19 protein-coding genes are annotated in these 18,597 nt (G+C 73.5%); 6 read left to right on the top strand and 13 right to left on the bottom strand.

Annotated features, from left to right (window positions below; genetic code table 11):
• Window position 1: 1 nt before the first annotated feature.
• Window positions 2-379, bottom strand: coding sequence for a cupin domain-containing protein (locus AC07DW_RS16625; protein ID WP_478858375.1), 378 nt, complete (start codon window positions 377-379; stop codon window positions 2-4).
• Between the two features lie 172 nt (window positions 380-551).
• The gene (panB, locus tag AC07DW_RS16620) at window positions 552-1,415 is read right to left on the bottom strand and encodes a 3-methyl-2-oxobutanoate hydroxymethyltransferase (RefSeq protein WP_478858374.1); all 864 of its coding nucleotides are present in this window, start codon (window positions 1,413-1,415) and stop codon (window positions 552-554) included.
• A gap of 291 nt (window positions 1,416-1,706) precedes the next feature.
• Here panB and AC07DW_RS16615 point away from each other — a divergent pair, with 291 nt between their 5' ends.
• Together AC07DW_RS16615 and AC07DW_RS16610 are read left to right on the top strand one after the other, a co-directional pair.
• Entirely contained in the window at window positions 1,707-2,732 is a 1,026-nt protein-coding gene (locus tag AC07DW_RS16615; RefSeq protein ID WP_478858373.1) for an endonuclease/exonuclease/phosphatase family protein, read from the top strand.
• Between the two features lie 116 nt (window positions 2,733-2,848).
• Window positions 2,849-4,075: an MFS transporter gene (locus AC07DW_RS16610; protein WP_478858372.1), complete on the top strand. Its 1,227-nt coding sequence runs from the start codon at window positions 2,849-2,851 to the stop codon at window positions 4,073-4,075.
• On the opposite strand, the gene AC07DW_RS16605 is transcribed toward AC07DW_RS16610, so the two are convergent.
• Window positions 4,041-5,801 carry an NAD+ synthase gene (locus tag AC07DW_RS16605; protein ID WP_478858371.1) on the bottom strand — a complete coding sequence of 587 codons (1,761 nt, stop codon included), beginning with the start codon at window positions 5,799-5,801 and terminating at the stop codon, window positions 4,041-4,043. The two genes, AC07DW_RS16610 and AC07DW_RS16605, sit on opposite strands and share 35 nt — an antisense overlap.
• Before the next feature lie 104 nt (window positions 5,802-5,905).
• Between AC07DW_RS16605 and AC07DW_RS16600 the strand changes: the two genes are divergently transcribed.
• Window positions 5,906-6,742 carry an alpha/beta fold hydrolase gene (locus tag AC07DW_RS16600; RefSeq protein WP_478858370.1) on the top strand — a complete coding sequence of 279 codons (837 nt, stop codon included), beginning with the start codon at window positions 5,906-5,908 and terminating at the stop codon, window positions 6,740-6,742.
• A 92-nt stretch (window positions 6,743-6,834) separates the two neighbouring features.
• Here AC07DW_RS16600 and AC07DW_RS16595 read toward each other — a convergent pair whose 3' ends face one another.
• From AC07DW_RS16595 to AC07DW_RS16575, 5 genes are all read right to left on the bottom strand, one after another.
• Entirely contained in the window at window positions 6,835-7,257 is a 423-nt protein-coding gene (locus tag AC07DW_RS16595) for a CBS domain-containing protein (protein ID WP_336318290.1), read from the bottom strand.
• A 154-nt stretch (window positions 7,258-7,411) separates the two neighbouring features.
• Window positions 7,412-8,044 (bottom strand): DUF305 domain-containing protein, encoded by a 633-nt coding sequence (locus AC07DW_RS16590; protein ID WP_478858369.1) that lies wholly within the window; start codon window positions 8,042-8,044, stop codon window positions 7,412-7,414.
• Window positions 8,041-8,691 (bottom strand): DUF3105 domain-containing protein, encoded by a 651-nt coding sequence (locus AC07DW_RS16585; RefSeq protein WP_478858368.1) that lies wholly within the window; start codon window positions 8,689-8,691, stop codon window positions 8,041-8,043. Before AC07DW_RS16585 ends, AC07DW_RS16590 begins: the two co-directional genes overlap by 4 nt.
• 64 nt (window positions 8,692-8,755) lie before the next feature.
• Window positions 8,756-9,199, bottom strand: a complete 444-nt coding sequence (locus AC07DW_RS16580; protein WP_478858367.1) for a hypothetical protein — start codon at window positions 9,197-9,199, stop codon at window positions 8,756-8,758.
• Window positions 9,200-9,230: 31 nt separating this feature from the next.
• Window positions 9,231-10,310 (bottom strand): PP2C family protein-serine/threonine phosphatase, encoded by a 1,080-nt coding sequence (locus AC07DW_RS16575; protein ID WP_478858366.1) that lies wholly within the window; start codon window positions 10,308-10,310, stop codon window positions 9,231-9,233.
• A gap of 119 nt (window positions 10,311-10,429) precedes the next feature.
• Here AC07DW_RS16575 and AC07DW_RS16570 point away from each other — a divergent pair, with 119 nt between their 5' ends.
• The gene (locus AC07DW_RS16570) at window positions 10,430-11,791 is read left to right on the top strand and encodes a glutamine synthetase family protein (RefSeq protein WP_064070183.1); all 1,362 of its coding nucleotides are present in this window, start codon (window positions 10,430-10,432) and stop codon (window positions 11,789-11,791) included.
• Window positions 11,792-11,885: 94 nt separating this feature from the next.
• On the opposite strand, the gene AC07DW_RS16565 is transcribed toward AC07DW_RS16570, so the two are convergent.
• From AC07DW_RS16565 to AC07DW_RS16555, 3 genes are all read right to left on the bottom strand, one after another.
• Window positions 11,886-12,671, bottom strand: a complete 786-nt coding sequence (locus AC07DW_RS16565; RefSeq protein WP_478858365.1) for an alpha/beta fold hydrolase — start codon at window positions 12,669-12,671, stop codon at window positions 11,886-11,888.
• A gap of 71 nt (window positions 12,672-12,742) precedes the next feature.
• Window positions 12,743-13,144, bottom strand: a complete 402-nt coding sequence (locus AC07DW_RS16560; protein WP_478858364.1) for a DUF4234 domain-containing protein — start codon at window positions 13,142-13,144, stop codon at window positions 12,743-12,745.
• 68 nt (window positions 13,145-13,212) lie between these two features.
• On the bottom strand, window positions 13,213-13,809 hold the full coding sequence (locus AC07DW_RS16555; RefSeq protein ID WP_478858363.1) for a helix-turn-helix domain-containing protein: 597 nt from the start codon (window positions 13,807-13,809) through the stop codon (window positions 13,213-13,215).
• A gap of 99 nt (window positions 13,810-13,908) precedes the next feature.
• Here AC07DW_RS16555 and AC07DW_RS16550 point away from each other — a divergent pair, with 99 nt between their 5' ends.
• Together AC07DW_RS16550 and AC07DW_RS16545 are read left to right on the top strand one after the other, a co-directional pair.
• Window positions 13,909-15,330 (top strand): MFS transporter, encoded by a 1,422-nt coding sequence (locus tag AC07DW_RS16550; RefSeq protein ID WP_478858362.1) that lies wholly within the window; start codon window positions 13,909-13,911, stop codon window positions 15,328-15,330.
• 11 nt (window positions 15,331-15,341) lie between these two features.
• The gene (locus AC07DW_RS16545; RefSeq protein WP_478858361.1) at window positions 15,342-15,866 is read left to right on the top strand and encodes a DinB family protein; all 525 of its coding nucleotides are present in this window, start codon (window positions 15,342-15,344) and stop codon (window positions 15,864-15,866) included.
• Window positions 15,867-15,951: 85 nt separating this feature from the next.
• On the opposite strand, the gene AC07DW_RS16540 is transcribed toward AC07DW_RS16545, so the two are convergent.
• Together AC07DW_RS16540 and AC07DW_RS16535 are read right to left on the bottom strand one after the other, a co-directional pair.
• On the bottom strand, window positions 15,952-16,383 hold the full coding sequence (locus AC07DW_RS16540; RefSeq protein WP_478858360.1) for a VOC family protein: 432 nt from the start codon (window positions 16,381-16,383) through the stop codon (window positions 15,952-15,954).
• Between the two features lie 68 nt (window positions 16,384-16,451).
• Window positions 16,452-18,455 (bottom strand): PIG-L family deacetylase, encoded by a 2,004-nt coding sequence (locus AC07DW_RS16535; RefSeq protein ID WP_478858359.1) that lies wholly within the window; start codon window positions 18,453-18,455, stop codon window positions 16,452-16,454.
• Window positions 18,456-18,597: the final 142 nt, after the last annotated feature.

Genomic DNA, 18,597 nt, shown 5'->3' with positions numbered 1-18,597 from the left:
GTCAGGAGGAGGACCCGGCGGGTACGGCGTAGTTGCCGAAGCCGACCCAGTCGACGACGACGCACGGCTCGTCGCCGATGACCCAGGCGTCGTGGCCGGGCTCGACGGCGAAGAAGTCACCGGGGCCTGCCTCGTCCTCCGTGCCGTCGTTCATGACGATCTTCAGTCGGCCGCTGATGACGTAGCAGGCGTGTGACGCCTCGCAGCTGTCGGTGCCGGCGATGGGCTTGACGTGCTTGGTCCACTGCCAGCCCGGCTCGAAGACGGCCCGGCCGACCGGGCCCTTGTCCGTGTTGACCAGGTCGAGCCGGCCCGTGCCGTCCTCGAACGGCCGGGTCTCGTCCGCGGAGTCGAAGTTCTTGCGCACGATTCCGGGCATGTCTACCGCCTCCCGGCGGGGTGCGAGCGGGATCCCCGAGTCCACTTCCAGCGTACGCCCGGCTCCCCGCGCCGACAGCCCGCACACGGGCGGGTCGCCCTTGCCTGCGGCCGGAACGCCGACGGCCCGCCGATGGGGGATGTCGGCGGGCCGTCGTCCGTACCGGGAGTGGCTAGTGGAAGGTGTGCTCCTCCTGCGGGAACGTTCCGCCGACCACCTCGCCGGCGAACGCGCGCGCCGCGTCACCGAGCGTCTGCCGCAGGTCGGCGTACTGCTTGGTGAACCGCGGCACCTTGCCGCCGGTCAGGCCGGCCATGTCGGTCCACACGAGGACCTGCGCGTCGGTGTCGGGCCCCGCGCCGATGCCGATGGTCGGGATGTGCAGGGACCGGGTGACCTCGGCGGCCAGTTCGGCCGGGACGAGCTCCAGCACCACCGCGAAGGCACCCGCGTCCTGCGCGGCCTTGGCGTCGCGCAGCAGCCGGTGCGCGGCCTCGTCGCCGCGGCCCTGCACCCGGTAGCCCATGGTGTTGACGGACTGCGGGGTGAGGCCCAGGTGCGACATCACCGGGATGCCGGCCTGGACCAGCGTCTCGGTCTGCGGCAGCGAGCGCTCGCCGCCCTCCAGCTTGATCGCGCCGACGCCCGCCTCCTTGACCAGACGGGTGGCCGAGCGCAGGGCCTGCACGGGGCCCTCCTGGTACGAGCCGAACGGCAGGTCGCCGACGACCAGGGCACGCCTGGTGCCCCGTACGACGGCGGCGGACAGCAGGGTCATCTCGTCCATCGTGACGGGCACGGTGGTGTCGTAGCCGAGGTGGCAGTTGCCCATCGAGTCGCCGACCAGGATCACCGGGATACCGGCCTCGTCGAAGACGGAGGCGGTCATCGCGTCGTAGGCGGTGAGCATCGGCCACTTCTCGCCGCGCTCCTTGGCGGCGGCGAGGTCGAGCACGGTGATGCGGCGGGTTCCCTTGCCGCCGTACAGCGCCTTGGCGCTGTCGGCGGGCTGCTTCGGGGCAGCCTGAAGCGTCATTGAAACGGCTCCTTCGTCATCTCGAGGCGCCCTCACGGCGTCCCCGGACCACGTCCATGGTGGCACTTCGTGCCGTGTGGGGGGAAGTGGGGCGGCGGCCATCTCCGGCGGCGCGGCGGCCGGGCCCGTTTGTGCGCGTTCTGTCACAGCTCGCGCTCCGGCCGCAACCCCCGGAACCCGCGGCGGCGCCTCTTCGTCCTCGTGGCAGTACGGCCGTCCCGTGATCCCCTAGGGTCGGACGGGGCGGGACGTACGACGGAGCACGACGAGCAAGGCAGTGAGGACGGCGGCATGGCGCGGGTGGACGTGACGGAGACGGGGAACGGCGGCGCGCGGGAGCAACGGCGCACCGGATCCCGGGTCCGGTCGGTGCTCGACCGCTGGCGCCACGATCCCGGTGTCTGGCGCCGGGGCACGTTCCTCGCGGTCTGCGCCGTGCTCCTCGCGCTGCTGATGGTCTTCCACGCCCAGATCCCGAACAAGATCGGCAACCTGGGCAGCCTGACGGAGACGTTCCTGCCGTGGCTCGGGGTCTTCGTCCCGGTGATCGCCGTGGCCGCGGTGGTGCGGCGTTCGGCCACCGCGCTGATCGCCGCCCTGCTGCCGGGGGTGCTGTGGCTCCACTTCTTCGGCGGGCTGGCCACCGACAAGTCGGGCGCCGGCGGCGACCTCATGGTCGTCTCGCACAACGTCAACGCCGACAACCCCGACCCCGAGGGCACCGCCCGCCGGATCGCCGGGTCCGGGGCGGACGTCGTGGCCCTGGAGGAGCTCAAGCCCGGCATGGTCCCGGTGTACGAGCAGGCGCTCGCCGACACGTACCCGTACCACTCCGTCCAGGGCACGGTGGGCCTGTGGAGCAAGCACCCGATGGCCGACAGCCGCCCCGTGGACATCCGGCTGGGCTGGACGCGGGCGATGCGCGCCACCGTCACCGCGCCGCAGGGCGAGGTCGCCGTCTACGTCGCCCACCTGCCGTCCGTGCGGGTCAAGCTGAACGCGGGGTTCACCGCCAACCAGCGCGACGACAGCGCCGACGCGCTGGGCGAGGCGATCGTCCGCGAGAAGCTGGGCAGGGTGATCCTGCTCGGGGACCTCAACGGCACGATGAACGACCGGTCGCTGAACGCCGTCACCTCCCAGATGCGTTCCACGCAGGGCGCAGCCGGGGACGGCATGGGCTTCAGCTGGCCGGCCGCCTTCCCGCTGGCGCGGATCGACCAGATCATGGTGAAGGGCGTCGAGCCGGTGGCGTCGTGGACGCTCCCGGCGACGGACAGCGACCACCTGCCGATCGCGGCGCGCGTCACGCTCTGACCACCGGCCTCCGACACGGGGCGGCAATGCCGCGTTCACTTCGGGGAACAAACGGCGTGAGAGCATTTGTTCCGATAGGGAACTTAATCGCCTCGCGTCACGAAAGGCACCGCTCCATGCCCCTGGCGTTGCTCGCCCTGGCCATAGCCGCCTTCGGCATCGGCACCACCGAGTTCGTGATGATGGGCCTGCTGCCCAACGTCGCGGACGACCTGCACACCTCCGTCCCCACCGCCGGGTACCTGGTCTCGGCGTACGCGATCGGCGTCGTCGTCGGCGCCCCGCTGCTCACCGCCCTCGGCTCCCGGATCCCGCGCAAGCGGATGCTCCTGCTGCTGATGGCGCTGTTCACCGTCGGCAACCTCGCCTCCGCCCTCGCGCCCGGCTTCGGCACCCTCCTCGGCGCGCGCGTCCTGGCCGGGCTGCCGCACGGCGCGTTCTTCGGCGTCGGCGCGGTCGTCGCCGCCCGCCTGGTGCGCGAGGGCCGGCAGGCGCGCGCGGTCGCCACGATGTTTCTCGGCCTGACCGTCGCCAACATCGTGGGCGTACCCGCCGCGACCCTGCTCGGCCAGCACCTCGGCTGGCGCGCCACCTTCCTGGTCGTCACGGCGATCGGCCTGGCCGCCATGGCCGCGCTCGCCCGGCTCGTCCCGCACGTACCCGTCGACGAGCGCCAGAGCCTGGGCCGCGAGCTGCGGGCGCTGGGCGACCGGCAGGTGCTGCTGGGGCTGCTGACGGCCGTCTTCGGCTTCGCGGGCGTCTTCGCCGTCTACTCGTACCTCGCCTCGATGACCACCGAGGTCATGGGCTTCGGCGAGTCGGCCGTCACCCTGGTCCTCGCCCTCTTCGGCATCGGGATGACCCTCGGCGCCCTCGTGGCCGGCCCGCTCACCGACCGGGCCCTGCGGCCCACGCTGTACGGGTCGCTCGCCGCGCTCGCGCTCGTCCTGGTCGCGTTCCGCCTCACCATGCACATCCCGTGGGCCGCCCCGGTCCTGGTCGTCCTGCTCGGCGCGGTCGGCTTCATGACCACCACCCCGCTCCAGATGCTGGTCATGGACAAGGCCCGGCACGCCCCCACCCTGGCGTCCGCCTCCAACCACTCGGCGTTCAACCTCGCCAACGCGGGCGGCGCCTGGCTCGGCGGCACGGCCATCGCCGCCGGCTGGGGCTGGACCTCGCCGACGCTGGTCGGCGCGGCCCTGGCGGTGGCCGGCCTGGCGATCGCCGTCACGGCCGGGCTCCTGGACCGTACGGCGAAGGGGGCCTCCCGCGTCGTCGCGGGAAGCCCCCTCACCGGGCCGGGTGTCAGTTCGCCGTCGTCTCGCGCCAGCGGTTCGTGATCGGCAGGCGCCGGTCCTTGCCGAAGCCCTTGGCCGAGATCTTGGTGCCCGGCGGGTACTGGCGCCGCTTGTACTCCGCCGTGTCCACCAGCCGCAGCGTCCGCGTCACCAGCTCCTCGTCGAACCCGGCGGCGACGATCGCGTCCTTCCCCTGGTCGCGGTCGACGTACAGCTCCAGGATCCGGTCCAGGACGTCGTAGTCCGGCAGCGAGTCGGTGTCGACCTGGCCGGGGCGCAGCTCGGCGCTCGGCGGCTTGGAGATGGAGCTCTCCGGGATCGGCGGGGTCTGGCCCCGCTCCTCGGCCGCCCGGTTGCGCCACCGCGCGAGGCGGAAGACCGTCGTCTTGTACACGTCCTTGATCGGCCCGTACGCGCCGACCGAGTCGCCGTACAGCGTCGAGTAGCCCACCGCCAGCTCGGACTTGTTGCCCGGCGCGAGCACGATGTGGCCCTCCTGGTTGGAGATCGCCATCAGCATCGTGCCGCGCAACCGCGACTGGAGGTTCTCCTCCGCGAGCCCCGTCAGACCCAGCGAGCCCATGTACGCGTCGAACATCGGCTCGATCGGCACGGTACGGAAGTTCAGCCCCGTGCGGCGGGCCAGCTCCGCCGCGTCGCCCTTGGAGTGGTCGGAGCTGTACTTGGACGGCATCGACACGCCGTACACGTTCCGCGCGCCCAGCGCGTCACAGGCGATCGCCGCGACCAGCGCCGAGTCGATACCGCCGGACAGACCGATCAGCACCGAGCGGAAACCGTTCTTCGCGGCGTACGCGCGCAGCCCCACCACCAGCGCGGTGTAGACCTCCTCGTCGTCGTCCAGCCGCTCCGCGTACCCGCCGGTCAGCTCCGGCTCGTACGCCGGCAGCGGCTCCTCCGACAGGACCACCCGGTGGATGGTCAGCCCGTCGTCGACCACGCCCGTCGGCGCGTCGGCGGAGGCGGCCGGCAGGTCGAGGTCCAGCACCACGCTGCCCTCGGCGAACTGCGGCGCCCGCGCGACGACCTCACCGTCCTTGTCCACCACGATCGAGTCGCCGTCGAAGACCAGCTCGTCCTGACCGCCGATCATCGCCAGGTAGGCCAGGGTGCACCCGGCCTCCTGGGCGCGCTTGCGCACCAGCTCCAGGCGGACGTCGTCCTTGTTCCGCTCGTACGGCGAGGCGTTGATCGACACCAGCAGGCCCGCGTGCGCGCTGCGGGCGGCCGGGACGCGGCCCCCCTCCTGCCACAGGTCCTCGCAGATGGCGAGCGCGACATCCACCCCGCGGACCCGGACGACCGGCAGCGTGTCACCGGGCACGAAGTACCGGAACTCGTCGAAGACCCCGTAGTTCGGCAGGTGGTGCTTGGCGAACGACAGCACCACCTCACCGCCGTACAGCACCGCGGCGGCGTTGCGCGGCGCGCCGGCGGGCTGGCCGTACCGGGGCTGGGCCTTCTCCGAGCGGTCCAGGTAGCCGACGATCACCGGGAGCTGACCGAAGCCCTCCTCGGCGAGGCGCGCGGCCAGCGCCCGCAGCGCGTCGCGGGACGCCTCGACGAAGGACGACCGCAGGGCCAGGTCCTCGACGGGGTAGCCGGTCAGCACCATCTCGGGGAACGCGACCAGGTGCGCTCCCTGCTCGGCGGAGTGCCGGGTCCAGTGGACGACCGCCTCGGCGTTCGCGGCGAGATCGCCGACGGTCGAGTCGATCTGATTCAGGGCGAGACGTAGTTGAGGCACCCGGCCAGTGTAATCGTCAGAGCGACGCGATGCCCCTGAGGTGTGCCGCACACCGGTCGTGACAGGCTGGCGCCCCGAGGACCGCGACGGCGAGGGGAACACGGATGGGCTTCGCGCGGCCGGACTTCGTACGCGTCGGGACGGTCCCCCACCACGTGGTCGTCGAGGGCGACGGCCCGGTGTGCGTACTCAGCGCCGGGCTCGCCATGAGCTGGTTCGACTGGGACCCCGTCGTCCCGCTGCTGGCCCCGCACCGCACGGTCGTCCGCTTCGACCGGCCCGGCCACGGCCTGAGCGGCCCCGCCGCCGCGGCGCCGACCGCGGCCGGCGAGGCGCACCGGATCGCGGGCCTCCTCGACGCGCTCGGGCTCCACGGGCCCGCGACCGTCGTCGGGCACTCCATCGCCGGGTTCCACGCCGAGGCGTTCGCCCGGCTCCACCCGGAGCGCGCCGCCGGTGTCGTCCTGGCCGACGCGTCCGTCGAGGAGGGCGCCAGGCCGCCCGCCGCCCCCGCCGTCCGCACCGCCCTCGCGCACGCCGCCGCCGCCGCGCTCCGCGCCACCGGGGCGCCCGCCGCGCTCGGTCCGCTCACCCGCCGCGCCGCGGTCCGCCTCTCCCGCCCGGGGTGCGCCCCGGACCCCGCCCCCGCCGCGCTGGTGCGCCGCTGCTACGCGACCTCCCGGGTACTGCGGGGCGCCCTCCTGGAGAACGCCCACTACCTGGCCGTCGCCGCCGGACTCCTCGCCCTCCGCGAGCGCCGGCCCCTCCCGCGGGGCCTCCCGGTCACCGTGCTCGCCGCGCCCGCGTCCCGGCGGTGGACGGACCGCCAGCGGGCCCTCGCCGACCTGCTCGGCGGCCGGTTCCGATCCGTCCCCGGCACCGGCCACCTGATGATGCTGGACGCCCCGGAGGCCCTCGCCGCCGCGATCCTGGACCCGTAGGCGCCCGGGGGCGGGCGCGGTGCACCCGGTACGCGCGAGGGGCGCGACGCGGCGTACGCGTCACGCCCCCGGCACACCGGAAGAAGCGGCGGTCAGCGCCGGTGCTCGTAGACCTTCTCCGCCCAGCCGGCGACCTGCGCGTCCGACAGGTGGCGGGCCAGGTCGGCCTCGCTGATCATGCCGACCAGCCGCTTGTTCTCGATGACCGGGATCCGGCGGATCCGGTGGTTCTTCATCTCGCGCAGCACTTCCTCCACGTCCGCGTTCGCTTCGATCCAGCGCGGCGTGCCCTTCGCCATGTCACCCGCCGTGACCCGCGACGGGTCGTGGCCCTGGGCCACACAGCCGACGACGATGTCGCGGTCGGTGAGGATGCCGCAGAGACGTTCGTTCTCGTCCGCGATGGGCAGCGCGCCCACATCGAGGTCGCGCATCATCTGCGCGGCACGGTCGAGGGTCTCGTGTGCGGGGAGCCACTCGGCTCCGGGGTGCATGATGTCCTTGGCGGTGGTCATGGGGTTCGTTGCCTCCGGAAACGCCATAGAGCGCCGTACGTCGGTCCCCGAGCGCCTCCATTCTCATCGCGCCCCCGCCACCCCGCGACCGCTGCACCCCCGTACGGCCGCCCGGGACGTCCCGGGCGGCCGTACGCGGCACCGGCGGTGACCGCTACGGCGTGGCGCCGCGCGCCTTCAGCAGGTCGGCCATCAGCAGGATCTCCGACTCCTGGGCGTCGACCATCCCCTGCGCCAGGTCCCGCTGCACACCGGGCCGGCAGGCGTCGACGCAGCCCCGCGCCATGTGCACCCCGCCCCTGTGGTGCTCGGTCATCAGGCGCAGGTACAGGACCTCCGCCTGCCGCCCGTCCGCCGCCCGCAGCCGGTCCAGCTGGGCCGCCGTGGCCATGCCCGGCATCAGCGCGCCGGAGTGGCCCGAGCCGTGGGACGGCATGCCCATCCAGGCCATCGGCTCGATGCCCGGCGCCACCTTCGGCAGGCCCCACATGTCCAGCCAGCCCAGCATCATGCCGCGCTGGTTGGCCTGGGTGTTGGCGATGTCGTACGCCAGCCGGCGCACCTCCTCGTCCTTCGTGCGGTCCCGCACGATGAACGACATCTCCACCGCCTGCTGATGGTGAACCGACATGTCCCGCGCGAACCCGGCGTCCGCGGAGTCCACCGCAGGCGCGGAGGCGGCGCCACCGGCCGCCTCCCCGGGGCCCGCCGACGCGACGGTCGCCGCCCCGGCGAAGAGCAGCGCGAGCACCACCGCGGTGACCGCCGCCCACTGCGTACGCGTCACTGCGCGGCCAGCCCGTTGGTGCACGCCGCGCCCGGCTCGGGCGTCTGCGGACCCTGCACGTACTTGCTGAAGAAGGCGTCCACCCGCGGGTCGTCGGCCCCGTCGACGGTGACCTGCTTGCCCCAGGCGCTCAGCATGATGGCGCCCGACTGCTCCTTGACCGGGCTCATGAAGGAGTACGAGGTCTTGCCGACCTTCTCCTCCAGCTTCTTCACGTCACCGGCGGGAGCCTTGTCGTTGTACGTCACCCACACCGCGCCGTGCTCCAGCGAGTGCACCGCGTTCCGCTCGGGAACCGGCTTCTTGTAGACGTTCCGGTCGCAGTTCAGCCACACCTGGTCGTGGTCACCGCCGACCGGGGGCTTCATCGGGTACGTCACGGGCTTGGTCACGTGGTTGCGGCCCAGCTTCTTGGCGTCCCAGGACTTCTCGTCCGTGATGGGCGCCTTGGCCGCCGCCTGCCGCTGCTCCTGCTCCTTGTTCTCCTTGTTCAGCACGTATCCGCCGAAGCCCACGAGGCCGGCGACGACGAGGGCGCTGACGGAGATGGTGATGACGCGGTTGCGGCGCTCGCGCGCCTGCTCCGCGCGCCGCATCTGCTCTATTCGGGCACGGCGGTCGGCGGTGGACGATCGGTTGGCAGCCATGGTGGTCTTCCTTCGTGGGGGAGCGGAGGTGGTGTGGTCGCTTCTCGGAACTGCGGCGGGCCGCCTAGGTCCGCAGCACCTGGAGGACGTGGAGGTCCGGCGCGCGCGGTCGCGGCGCGGCGGTGGCGGGCGGGCCGGCCCGGTGGTGCGGTGCCACCCGCGCGAGGTCGCCCGCCTGGGGCGGCGGGTCGAGGGGCGGGGCGGTGAGGACGGCGGGGGTCAGGTACGGGAAGAGCCCGCAGTCGCCCCGGTCGTACGGACACACGTACGCGGTGACCATGTGCCCGGCGGCTGTGTGCCCGGCCACCACGTGCCTCTCGACCGGGGGCCCGGCCACCATGTGCCCGTCAGCCGTGTGCCCGGCCGCCACCGCCCGCGGGTGGCCGCCGTCCCGGGCGTCCCCGGCGCCGTGCGGGGCGAGGCATACGAAGAGCACGGCGAGCAGCGTCGCCACGGCGCCGACCAGCGCCGTGGGACGCGCGATGCGTATGAGCCCGTGGCCCCCCATGGGCGCTGATGGTAATGGGCGGACCGCCCGGTCAGCCACGGTCGTCGGACGTACTGAGCGCCAGCAGCGCCACGTCGTCGGCGACCTCGCCCGCGTACGACGACATGTCGCGCCACACCGCCCGCACCAGCTCCACCGGCGAGACGGGCCGCGTCCCCGCCCGCAACCGGTCCACCAGCGGGTAGAAGGTGCCCGCCGCGTCCCGTGCCTCGGTCACCCCGTCCGTGTGCGCGAGCAGCAGGTCCGCCGGCCGCAACGGCACCGTCACCGCCTCCGGCGCCCGGAACTCCATCAGCCCCAGCCCCAGCGGAGCACCCGGCACCAGCCGCACCTCCCGCGCCCCGTCGCCGTCCACCACCAGCGGCGCCGGGTGGCCGCAGCTGAGCACCCGCACCACCGCGCCGCCCGGCGGGAACTCCACCAGCACCGCCGTCGCGAACACCTCCGTCTCCCCGCGCCCCGCGGAATCCACCACCAGGCGCCGGTCCAGCCGCGCCGCCACCCCGGCCAGCTCCGGCTCGTCGAGCACCGCCTCCCGGAACGTCCCCAGCAGCGCCGACACCGTCCCGACCGCCGCCAGGCCGTGCCCCTTCACATCGGCGACGATCGCCCGCACCCCGAACGGCCCGTCCTGTACGTCGTACAGATCGCCGCCCACCAGCGTGCCGCGCTCCGCCGCCCGGTACAGCGCCCCGCACCGCACCGGCCCCACCCGCTCCGGCATCGGCGGCAGCACGGCCAGCTGGGCCGCCTCCGCGACCGTGCGCACCGACACGAGCTGCGCGTCCCGCCGTACCCGCACCCCCGCCAGCACGACGCTGACCGCCCCGATCAGCCCGAACGCCAGCAGGTCGCCGTAGGTGACGTCGTCGGCCCGGATCGAGGGCATCAGGAGCAGCACGAACATGGTGCCCGCCACCATGGCGGTGCCGAACATGCCGTACAGGAGCGTCGTCAGCGGCGGCACCACGGCGAACGCGAAGCCGAGCTGCACGCTGCGGGGCGTGGTCAGCTGCACGACGACCAACAGCGCCATCGTCAGCCACGGCAGCAGGCGCAGCCAGACCGGTGGTTCGCCGGCGCCGGGCAGCTGCTGTGTGCCACGGTCCATGGCACCAGTCTGCGAGGCCTCCGTTACCTGCGCCACAGAGCTCCAGGCACTATGGGTTCGCAACGTGCACGAAACCGTGTGGTGGCATGCTGGCCTGATCAGCGAGGATGGGTGTGGAAATGGACAAGCAGCAGGAATTCGTACTCCGTACGCTCGAGGAGCGCGACATCCGGTTCGTGCGCCTGTGGTTCACGGACGTGCTCGGCTTCCTGAAGTCCGTCGCCGTGGCCCCCGCCGAGCTCGAGCAGGCCTTCGACGAGGGCATCGGCTTCGACGGCTCGGCGATCGAGGGCTTCGCCCGGGTGTACGAGTCGGACATGATCGCCAAGCCCGACCCGGGCACCTTCCAGATCCTGCCGTGGCGCGCGGAGGCGCCGGGGACCGCCCGGATGTTCTGCGACATCCTCATGCCCGACGGCTCGCCGTCCTTCGCGGACCCCCGCTACGTCCTCAAGCGGATCCTCGCCAAGACCTCCGACCTCGGGTTCACCTTCTACACCCACCCCGAGATCGAGTTCTTCCTGCTGAAGGACAAGCCGCTGGACGGCTCCCGCCCCACCCCGGCGGACAACTCCGGCTACTTCGACCACACCCCGCAGAACGTCGGCATGGACTTCCGCCGCCAGGCGATCACCATGCTCGAGTCGATGGGCATCTCGGTCGAGTTCAGCCACCACGAGGGCGCCCCCGGCCAGCAGGAGATCGACCTCCGCTACGCCGACGCCCTGTCGACCGCCGACAACATCATGACGTTCCGCCTGGTCATGAAGCAGGTCGCGCTGGAACAGGGCGTGCAGGCCACCTTCATGCCGAAGCCGTTCTCGGAGTACCCCGGCTCCGGCATGCACACCCACCTCTCCCTCTTCGAGGGCGACCGCAACGCCTTCTACGAGTCGGGTGCCGAGTACCAGCTGTCGAAGGTGGGGCGTTCCTTCATCGCGGGCCTGCTGCGCCACGCGGCGGAGATCTCGGCCGTCACCAACCAGTGGGTCAACTCCTACAAGCGCATCTGGGGCGGCTCCACCCGCACCGCCGGCTCGGGCGGCGAGGCCCCGTCGTACATCTGCTGGGGCCACAACAACCGCTCCGCCCTGATCCGCGTCCCCATGTACAAGCCGGGCAAGACCGGCTCGGCCCGCGTGGAGGTCCGTTCCATCGACTCGGGCGCCAACCCGTACCTGACGTACGCGGTCCTGCTGGCGGCCGGTCTGAAGGGCATCGAGGAGGGCTACGAACTCCCCGCCGGCGCGGACGACGACGTGTGGGCCCTGTCCGACGCGGAACGCCGCGCCATGGGCATCGAGCCGCTCCCCCAGAACCTGGGCGAGGCGATCTCCCTGATGGAGCGCAGCGAACTGGTCGCCGAGACCCTCGGCGAGCACGTCTTCGACTTCTTCCTCCGCAACAAGAAGCAGGAGTGGGAGGAGTACCGCTCCGAGGTCACCGCCTTCGAGCTGCGGAAGAACCTGCCGGTGCTGTAAGCGCAGGTCAGCGCCGGTCCCGCCGCCGCACACCACTCCGGGCCGACGGTCACCGACCGCCGGCCCGGAGCCGTCTCAGCCGCCCGGGGCCGTGTCAGCGGGCGAGGAACGGGGCGAGGACCGCCAGCAGTTCGGTGGGCGCGTCCAGCGGAATGAGGTGGGCCGACGAGCCGAACTCGACCAGGGCGGCACCGGGGATCCCGGCGGCGTACCGGCGGGCGATGTCCTGGAAGTCGGCGATGTCGAGCCGGCCGGTCCCCACCAGTACGGGGACGGCGATCGAGGCGAGGTCGCCGGTCGCGGGGCCCTGGGAGTGCCCGCCCACGACGCCCTGGTTCTCCAGCGACGTCCGCAGCGGGCCGCGCAGCTGGTCGGCCAGGGACGCGTCGACGTCCTCCCAGCCGCGCGCCGGTCCGCGCAGCCACATGTCCAGGTTCACGCGCACGGCCTCGTCGAGGTCGCCCGCGGCCAGCGCCGCGGTCTCGGCCGCGTCGTACGCGATCATCTCGGCGGACCAGGGGTACCTCGGCCACGGCGGGGACAGCACCACCAGGGAGTGCACCCGCTCCGGGTGGGTGAGCGTGAGGTCCACGGCCACCCGGCCGCCCCAGGAGGCGCCGACCAGCCGGACGCGCTCGTGGCCGAGGTGGTCCAGCAGGCGGCACAGGTCGTCGGTCTCGCGGAACGGGCCCGCCGGCAGGGCGGACTCGCCGAAGCCGCGCAGGTCGTACCGGACGACCGTGTGCCGTTGCGCGAGCGCGGGCACCACCGCGTCCCACATCCGGTGGTCGGCGACGCCGGCGTGCACCAGGACCAGGGGCGGTCCGTCGCCGGTGACGGTGTACGAGAGGTGGCCGAGAGCGTCGGCGAGAAGAGGCATCCGGCAGATACTGGCAGGCCGGCCCGGCCGGTGGCCACCGGATTGACCAGGACCGCGCTCCTGGGAAGCGGTCAGACGGCCAGCGGGACGTCGTCACCCTCCGCGCGGTGGCCGTACAGGGCCCAGACGCGGTTCAACTCCTGCTGGTAGTACAGCGGGTGCAGACTGAGGACGAACACGAGGACGAGGCCGATCCACGGGTTGCAGGTCGGCTGCATCCCGGCCGCCCGCTGCATCCGCGCGATGCGCTCACCCGTGTTGTACACCGAGACGAACGGCGGCACGATCAGGATCCAGCCCAGGGCGATGGCCACCACCGCCATGCCCGGGCTGACGTCGATGCGCCGGTCGAAGTCGCGCGCCTCGCGGTTCACCTTGTAGTACCAGACCAGGTGGTAGATCCCCAGGGTGATCAGCGGCCAGACCAGCCACACGAGGAAGATGTTCCGGGTCCTGCCGACGCGGCCGGTCATGCGGCACCTCCGCTGTGTCCTGCGTCCGTCCTCCGTCCAGTGCAGCACGGCGGGCTCCGGGGCGCGCGTCAGGCGGAATCCGGGGCGGACGGCTTCGCGCGGACGACGGCCTGGTCGCCCCGGGGCCCGAACAGGTGCAGGATCTCCACCGCGTCGGTGTCCGCCGGACCGAACCAGTGCGGCTGTGCGGTGTCGAACTCGGCCACCTCGCCGGGGCGCAGGACGTACTCCCGCTCCCCGAGGACGAGCCGCAGCTCGCCGGCGAGGACGTACAGCCACTCGTAGCCGTTGTGCGTCACCAGCTTGCGCTCGCGGGGGAACAGCACCTGTTTGAAGACCTGCACCCGACCCGGGTACTGCGTCAGGGGCACCAGGACGTTGCCGTGGCCCTTGTGCAGCGGCCTGAGGTGCACGCGGGGGTCGCCGGTGGCCGGGGCGGCGACCAGCTGGTCGAGGGCCACGCGGTGTGCGCGGGCGAGCGGGATCAGCAACTCCAGCGTGGGTCGCCGTTTGCCCGACTCCAGCCGGGACAGGGTGCTCACGGAGATCCCGGTGGCCGCCGCGAGCGCCTCCAGGGTCAGCCCGCGGTCGCGGCGCAGCGCGCGCAGCCGGGGTCCGATGGCGTCGATCGTCCGCCGCACGTCCGTGTCCGTCTCCGGGTCCATGGCCCCATTTTTGCAGTTCCCGCAAAGTTCCTGGGTGCCGGTCCTCGCGCGGCCGGAGCATGGCCGAGCCGGACGCTCGACGACCATGAGAGGCGGACCGTGACCGCGACGACGACCGATACCCCCCTGCTCCAGCCCGCACTGAGCGCGCGGAGGCGCTGGACGGTGCTCGCCGTCTGCTGCCTGAGCATGTTCCTGGTGGGCCTGGACACCACCATCGTCAACGTGGGCCTGCCGGAGATCGGGCGCGGCCTGGGCATCGGGGCCCTCGGGCTCGCCTGGACCGTGGACGCGTACACCCTGGTCCTGGCCGGGCTGCTGATCTCCTCCGGCGCGCTGGCCGACCGGTTCGGCCGCCGGCGGGTGTTCCGGACCGGGCTGGCCGTCTTCGGCGCGGCCTCGCTGCTGTGCGCGCTCGCCCCGACGGCGGGCGCGCTCGTCGCGGCCCGCGCCCTTCAGGGCGTCGGCGCCTCGATGCTCAGCCCGGTGGCGCTCGCCATCGTGGTGAACGCCATGCCCGACGCGAAGGAGCGGGCACGGGCGATCGGCGTCTGGGCGTCGGTCTTCGGCCTCAGCATGGCCGCCGGACCGGTGACCGGCGGCGCCCTCGTCGCCGCCCTCGGCTGGCGGTCGCTGTTCTGGATCAACGCACCGGTCGTCCTCGCCGCCCTGGTGCTCACCGCCCTGTTCGTACCGGAGTCCCGCGCCCCACGGGCCCAGCGCCTCGATCTGCCGGGGCAGGCCCTGCTCACCGTGGTCATCGGGGTGTCGGTCGGCGTCCTCATCGAAGGCCCCCGCATCGGCTGGACGTCACTCCCGGCGCTGGGCGCCTACGCGGTCGCCGTCGCGGCGGCGGTCGCCTTCGTACGGGTCGAGTCCCGCCGCGCGGAGCCGCTGATGGACCCGCGGCTCTACCGCAGCCCCGCCTTCACCGGCGCGGTCCTGGGCGCGGTGGCGGTCTTCGTCGCGCTGAACGTGACGCTGCTGCTCACCACCTTCTACCTCCAGCACGCCCGGGGCTGGACGCCGCTCGCGGCCGGGCTGGCCACCCTGCCCATGGCCCTCGGGGCGACCGTGTGCGCGCCCCTGTCCGGCCGGCTGACCGGCCGCGGCGGACCGCGCCTGCCGCTCGTCCTGGCCGGCGGCTTCCTCACGGCCGGCGGGCTCTGCCTGGTCGGGCTCGACCAGCGCACCGGCGTTCCCCTCCTCCTGCTCGCCTACGCGCTGATCGGCACCGGATTCGGCTTCGCCAACGCCCCGATCACCAGCACCGCCGTGAGCGGGCTGCCCCCCGCCCGCGCCGGCGTGGCCGGGGCGATCACCTCCACCGCGCGCCAGTTCGGCGCCGCGCTCGGCATCGCCCTCGCCGGCGGGCTGGTCGCGGGCACCGCCCCCGAGGAGCTGGCCCGGGCGTCCCGCCCCGGCTGGTTCCTGGTCGCCGGCTGCGGACTGCTCCTGTTCCTCGTGGCCCACGCCTCGCGCCGGGAAAAGCGGGTGCGCCCGCAGGGGCCGCCGCGCTAGCCTCCGCGCGCATGACCGGTTCCCGTGGCATCCCCCGTGACAGGCCCCCCTTCGAGGCGGACGAGCGCACCCAGCTCGTCGGATGGCTCGGCCTGCAACGCTCCATCGTCCGGTGGAAGTGCGAGGGGCTGACCGAGGAGGACGCGCACCGGGCCGTCCTGCCCCGGTCACCCGACATGACGGTGGCGGGTGTCGTGTCCCACCTGCGGTGGGTGGAGAACACCTGGTTCGAGGTGCTCTTCCTCGGCGGTCCCGCCGTCGGGCCGCAGTTCGACGAGGACGACGACGACCGTGACATGAAGGTCCCGGGCGTGCCGCTCGTACAGCTCCTGGAGGAGTACGAGCGGCAGTGCGCGATCTCCGACGGGATCATCGCGGCACACGCCCTGGACGAGACCGGGCGCCATCCGGACTTCCGGTCCGCCCGGGCGAGCCTGCGGTGGATGCTGATCCACATGATCGAGGAGACCGCGCGGCACGCCGGGCACCTGGACGCGATGCGCGAACTGCTCGACGGGCGGAAGGGCTACTACTGAGCCGCGCTCGGCCCGGACACGACCTGGGGGTGTCTTGCCGATCTTGCCGGGCTCGCGGCGTCCGGCCTGATCGGCAAGACACCCCCTAGCGCTCCGACAGCTCGGAGGGGGCCTCCTGGACCGTCCAGCCGTTGCCGTCCGGGTCCTTGAAGAACAGGAACGAGTTCCACGTCTCGCCCTTGCCGTCCGTCCAGCCGGCCGGGCCCACGTGCCGGACCGGGCTCACCTCCACGCCCCCGGCCGTCAGCCGCTCACGGGCCGCGTCGATGTCGGTCACGCACAGCTGGAGGCCGTGCAGGGAACCGGGCGCCATGACCTCCTCGCCCGGCGCCGGGGGCATACCGCTCTGCAGGGCGATCGAACAGCGGGAGCCGGGCGGGGTCAGCTGGATGATGCGGATCCCCGGGGCGACCTCGGTGTCCAGGTCGACCGTGAAGCCGCACGCGGTGGCGTAGAAGTCCTTCGCCCGGTCCAGGTCGGCGACCGGGACGAGGACGACTTCGAGCGTCCAGTTCATGGGTTCTCCTCCATCGACGCGTCGGTTGGGTAAGGCCATCAAACCCGGACTCCCCGCGCGACGGGGGCTCACCGCTCCCAGGGCGACCAGTTCAGCCGGCCGTCCAGGCCCAGCGTGGCGAAGCCCGCCGGCCCGGCCGCCGGGGCGCCGGCGAACAGCCCCCGCCCGGTCACCCACGGCCCGCCGGCCGAAGCCGCCACCGCGCCGGAGCCCGCGCGCACGGCCAGCCGGCCGCCCGACGCGGCCACCGCGCCGTGGCCCGCCACCCCGCCCGGCGCGGCGGCCGGCACCGGCGAGGCGTGGCCGCTCCCGGCGAAGCGGGCCGAGCGGACGTCGCCCGAGGCCGGCCGGCGCCACCACAGCCGGACCCCGTCGGCACCGTCCGGAACGGCGCTCAGCGCCACCGTGGTCGCCGGCAGACCGGTCGCCACCGGCCCGGCCACCGGCCCGCCCGCGGCGGGCCGCGTCCAGGCCAGTACCGTCCTCGGCGTGGCCGCGAACACGTACCCCCGGCCCGCCGCGTCCGTCACCGCCACCGGGTCGCCCCGCAGGTCCCGCCCGCCGGCCGGCCGCCACGGTCCGAAGCCGCCGTCCGCCCGCTGGGCGCTCACGCTCATGGCGTGGCCGCCGTCGCGCACGTACACCGTCATCAGGCCCGCCCGGTCCACCAGCACCGCCGGCAGGCCGATGTCGGACGTCGCGTCCTCGTCGTCCCGCTCCGGCGTCCCCAGCGAACGCCACGCGCCGAACTCCCCGCCCGGCGCCGACTGCGCCGACGTCACCACCTCGCGGCGGTACTCCCCGTCCAGTTCGGTGCGCGTGCCGAACACCGCGATCCGGCCGTCCGGCAGCCGCACCGAGGTCACCCCCGCGTCCAGGCCGGCACCCGGCCGCAGGACCGGCCCCGTCCACGCGGCGGCGCCCTCCTTGTGCCACACCGCCAGCCGGCCGTCCAGCACGGCGAACGCGTACAGCTCGCCCTTCCCCGCGCCTTGCTGCACCCAGGACGCCGAACCGCCCCGGGCGTAGCGCACCGACTGCGCCCAGCCGTGCCCGGCGGGGCGGGCGGCCACCTTGCGGTCGCCGCAGCCGGCCGGGTCCTCGCAGTAGTCGGTGTGGTCCCACCACGCGTACGTCTTCAGCGTCCGCAGCTTCGCCCCGGTGGCGCGCGGGTCCAGCACGTGCGGCAGGCCGCCGGTCGAGTAGCCGAGGTAGTTCTGCACGGCGAAGGCCGGGTGTCCGGGCCGTTCCGCGTACCGGGCGAGCGCCGCCTGCGCGAACCGCGCGCCGTACATGTGGTCCTGGTGGTCGGAGAGCTTGCCGGTCCTGTCGTTCAGGCCCGGCGTCGGGTCCATCATCCGGACGAAGGTGGGCCTGAAGCGCTCCAGGACACCGGTGAGCGTCTCGACGGTCCCGTCCTTGGTGTACGCGAAGCCGTCGCGGACCGGGGAGCCCGCGGCGAGCTGCGACTCCAGGCGCTCCACCCGGCCGTCCCACAGGCCGTGCAGGCTGTGCGGCCGGTCGCCGGTGATGCTGCCCGCCTCGCGCAGCTGGAGCCAGACCAGGCTGATCCTGGGGTGGGCCCGCAGTGTGTCCAGCTCGGCCCGGCCGCCGCCGGCCGTGGCGATCGAGGTGCGGTCCCAGGGGCTGGTGCGGTTGCCGGTGGCCATCTCCGCGTACGCGGCGCGGATGCCGTTCTGCCGGGCCTCCGCGTACGCCGCCTTGTCGGCGCGCGGCTTGGGGTCCTGGCGGCGGGCGTTGCGGCCGTCGGACTCGCCGGCGGTGAGGTAGACGGAGGTGAGGCTGTGGCCCGAGGCGATGGACTGGGCGGTGTCCGGGTTCATGAAGAACAGGTCGTCGTCCGGGTGGGCCATGATCTGCACGACCGCCTCCCCGTCCGTGCGGACCGGCTTGACCGCGTGCGCCTCGGGTATGCCCCGGCTCGGTACGTCGGAGGCGTCCGACGACCCGGTGGTGACCGCCAGCGTCCCGCCCGTGATGCCGACGAGCACGGCGATCGGCGCGGCCAGGAGCAGGCCGCGGCGGAAGGAGAACAGGGCGGGGCGAGGCATGGGCGGCGCTTTCGTCACACGGGAGGGGGGCGGACCGGCAAGGAAGAGGGACCTCGCCGCCCTCCGGTTCGCCGGCCCCGGTGTGCGCTGCCTCACGCCCCGCCGCCCGCCCGCGGCCGGTGCCCCCGGGGCCTGACGGTGC

The organism is Streptomyces sp. NPDC045701 (assembly GCF_056432045.1).
The sequence above is the reverse complement of the archived record's forward strand: the minus strand, read 5'-3'. Positions and strand labels throughout refer to the sequence as shown.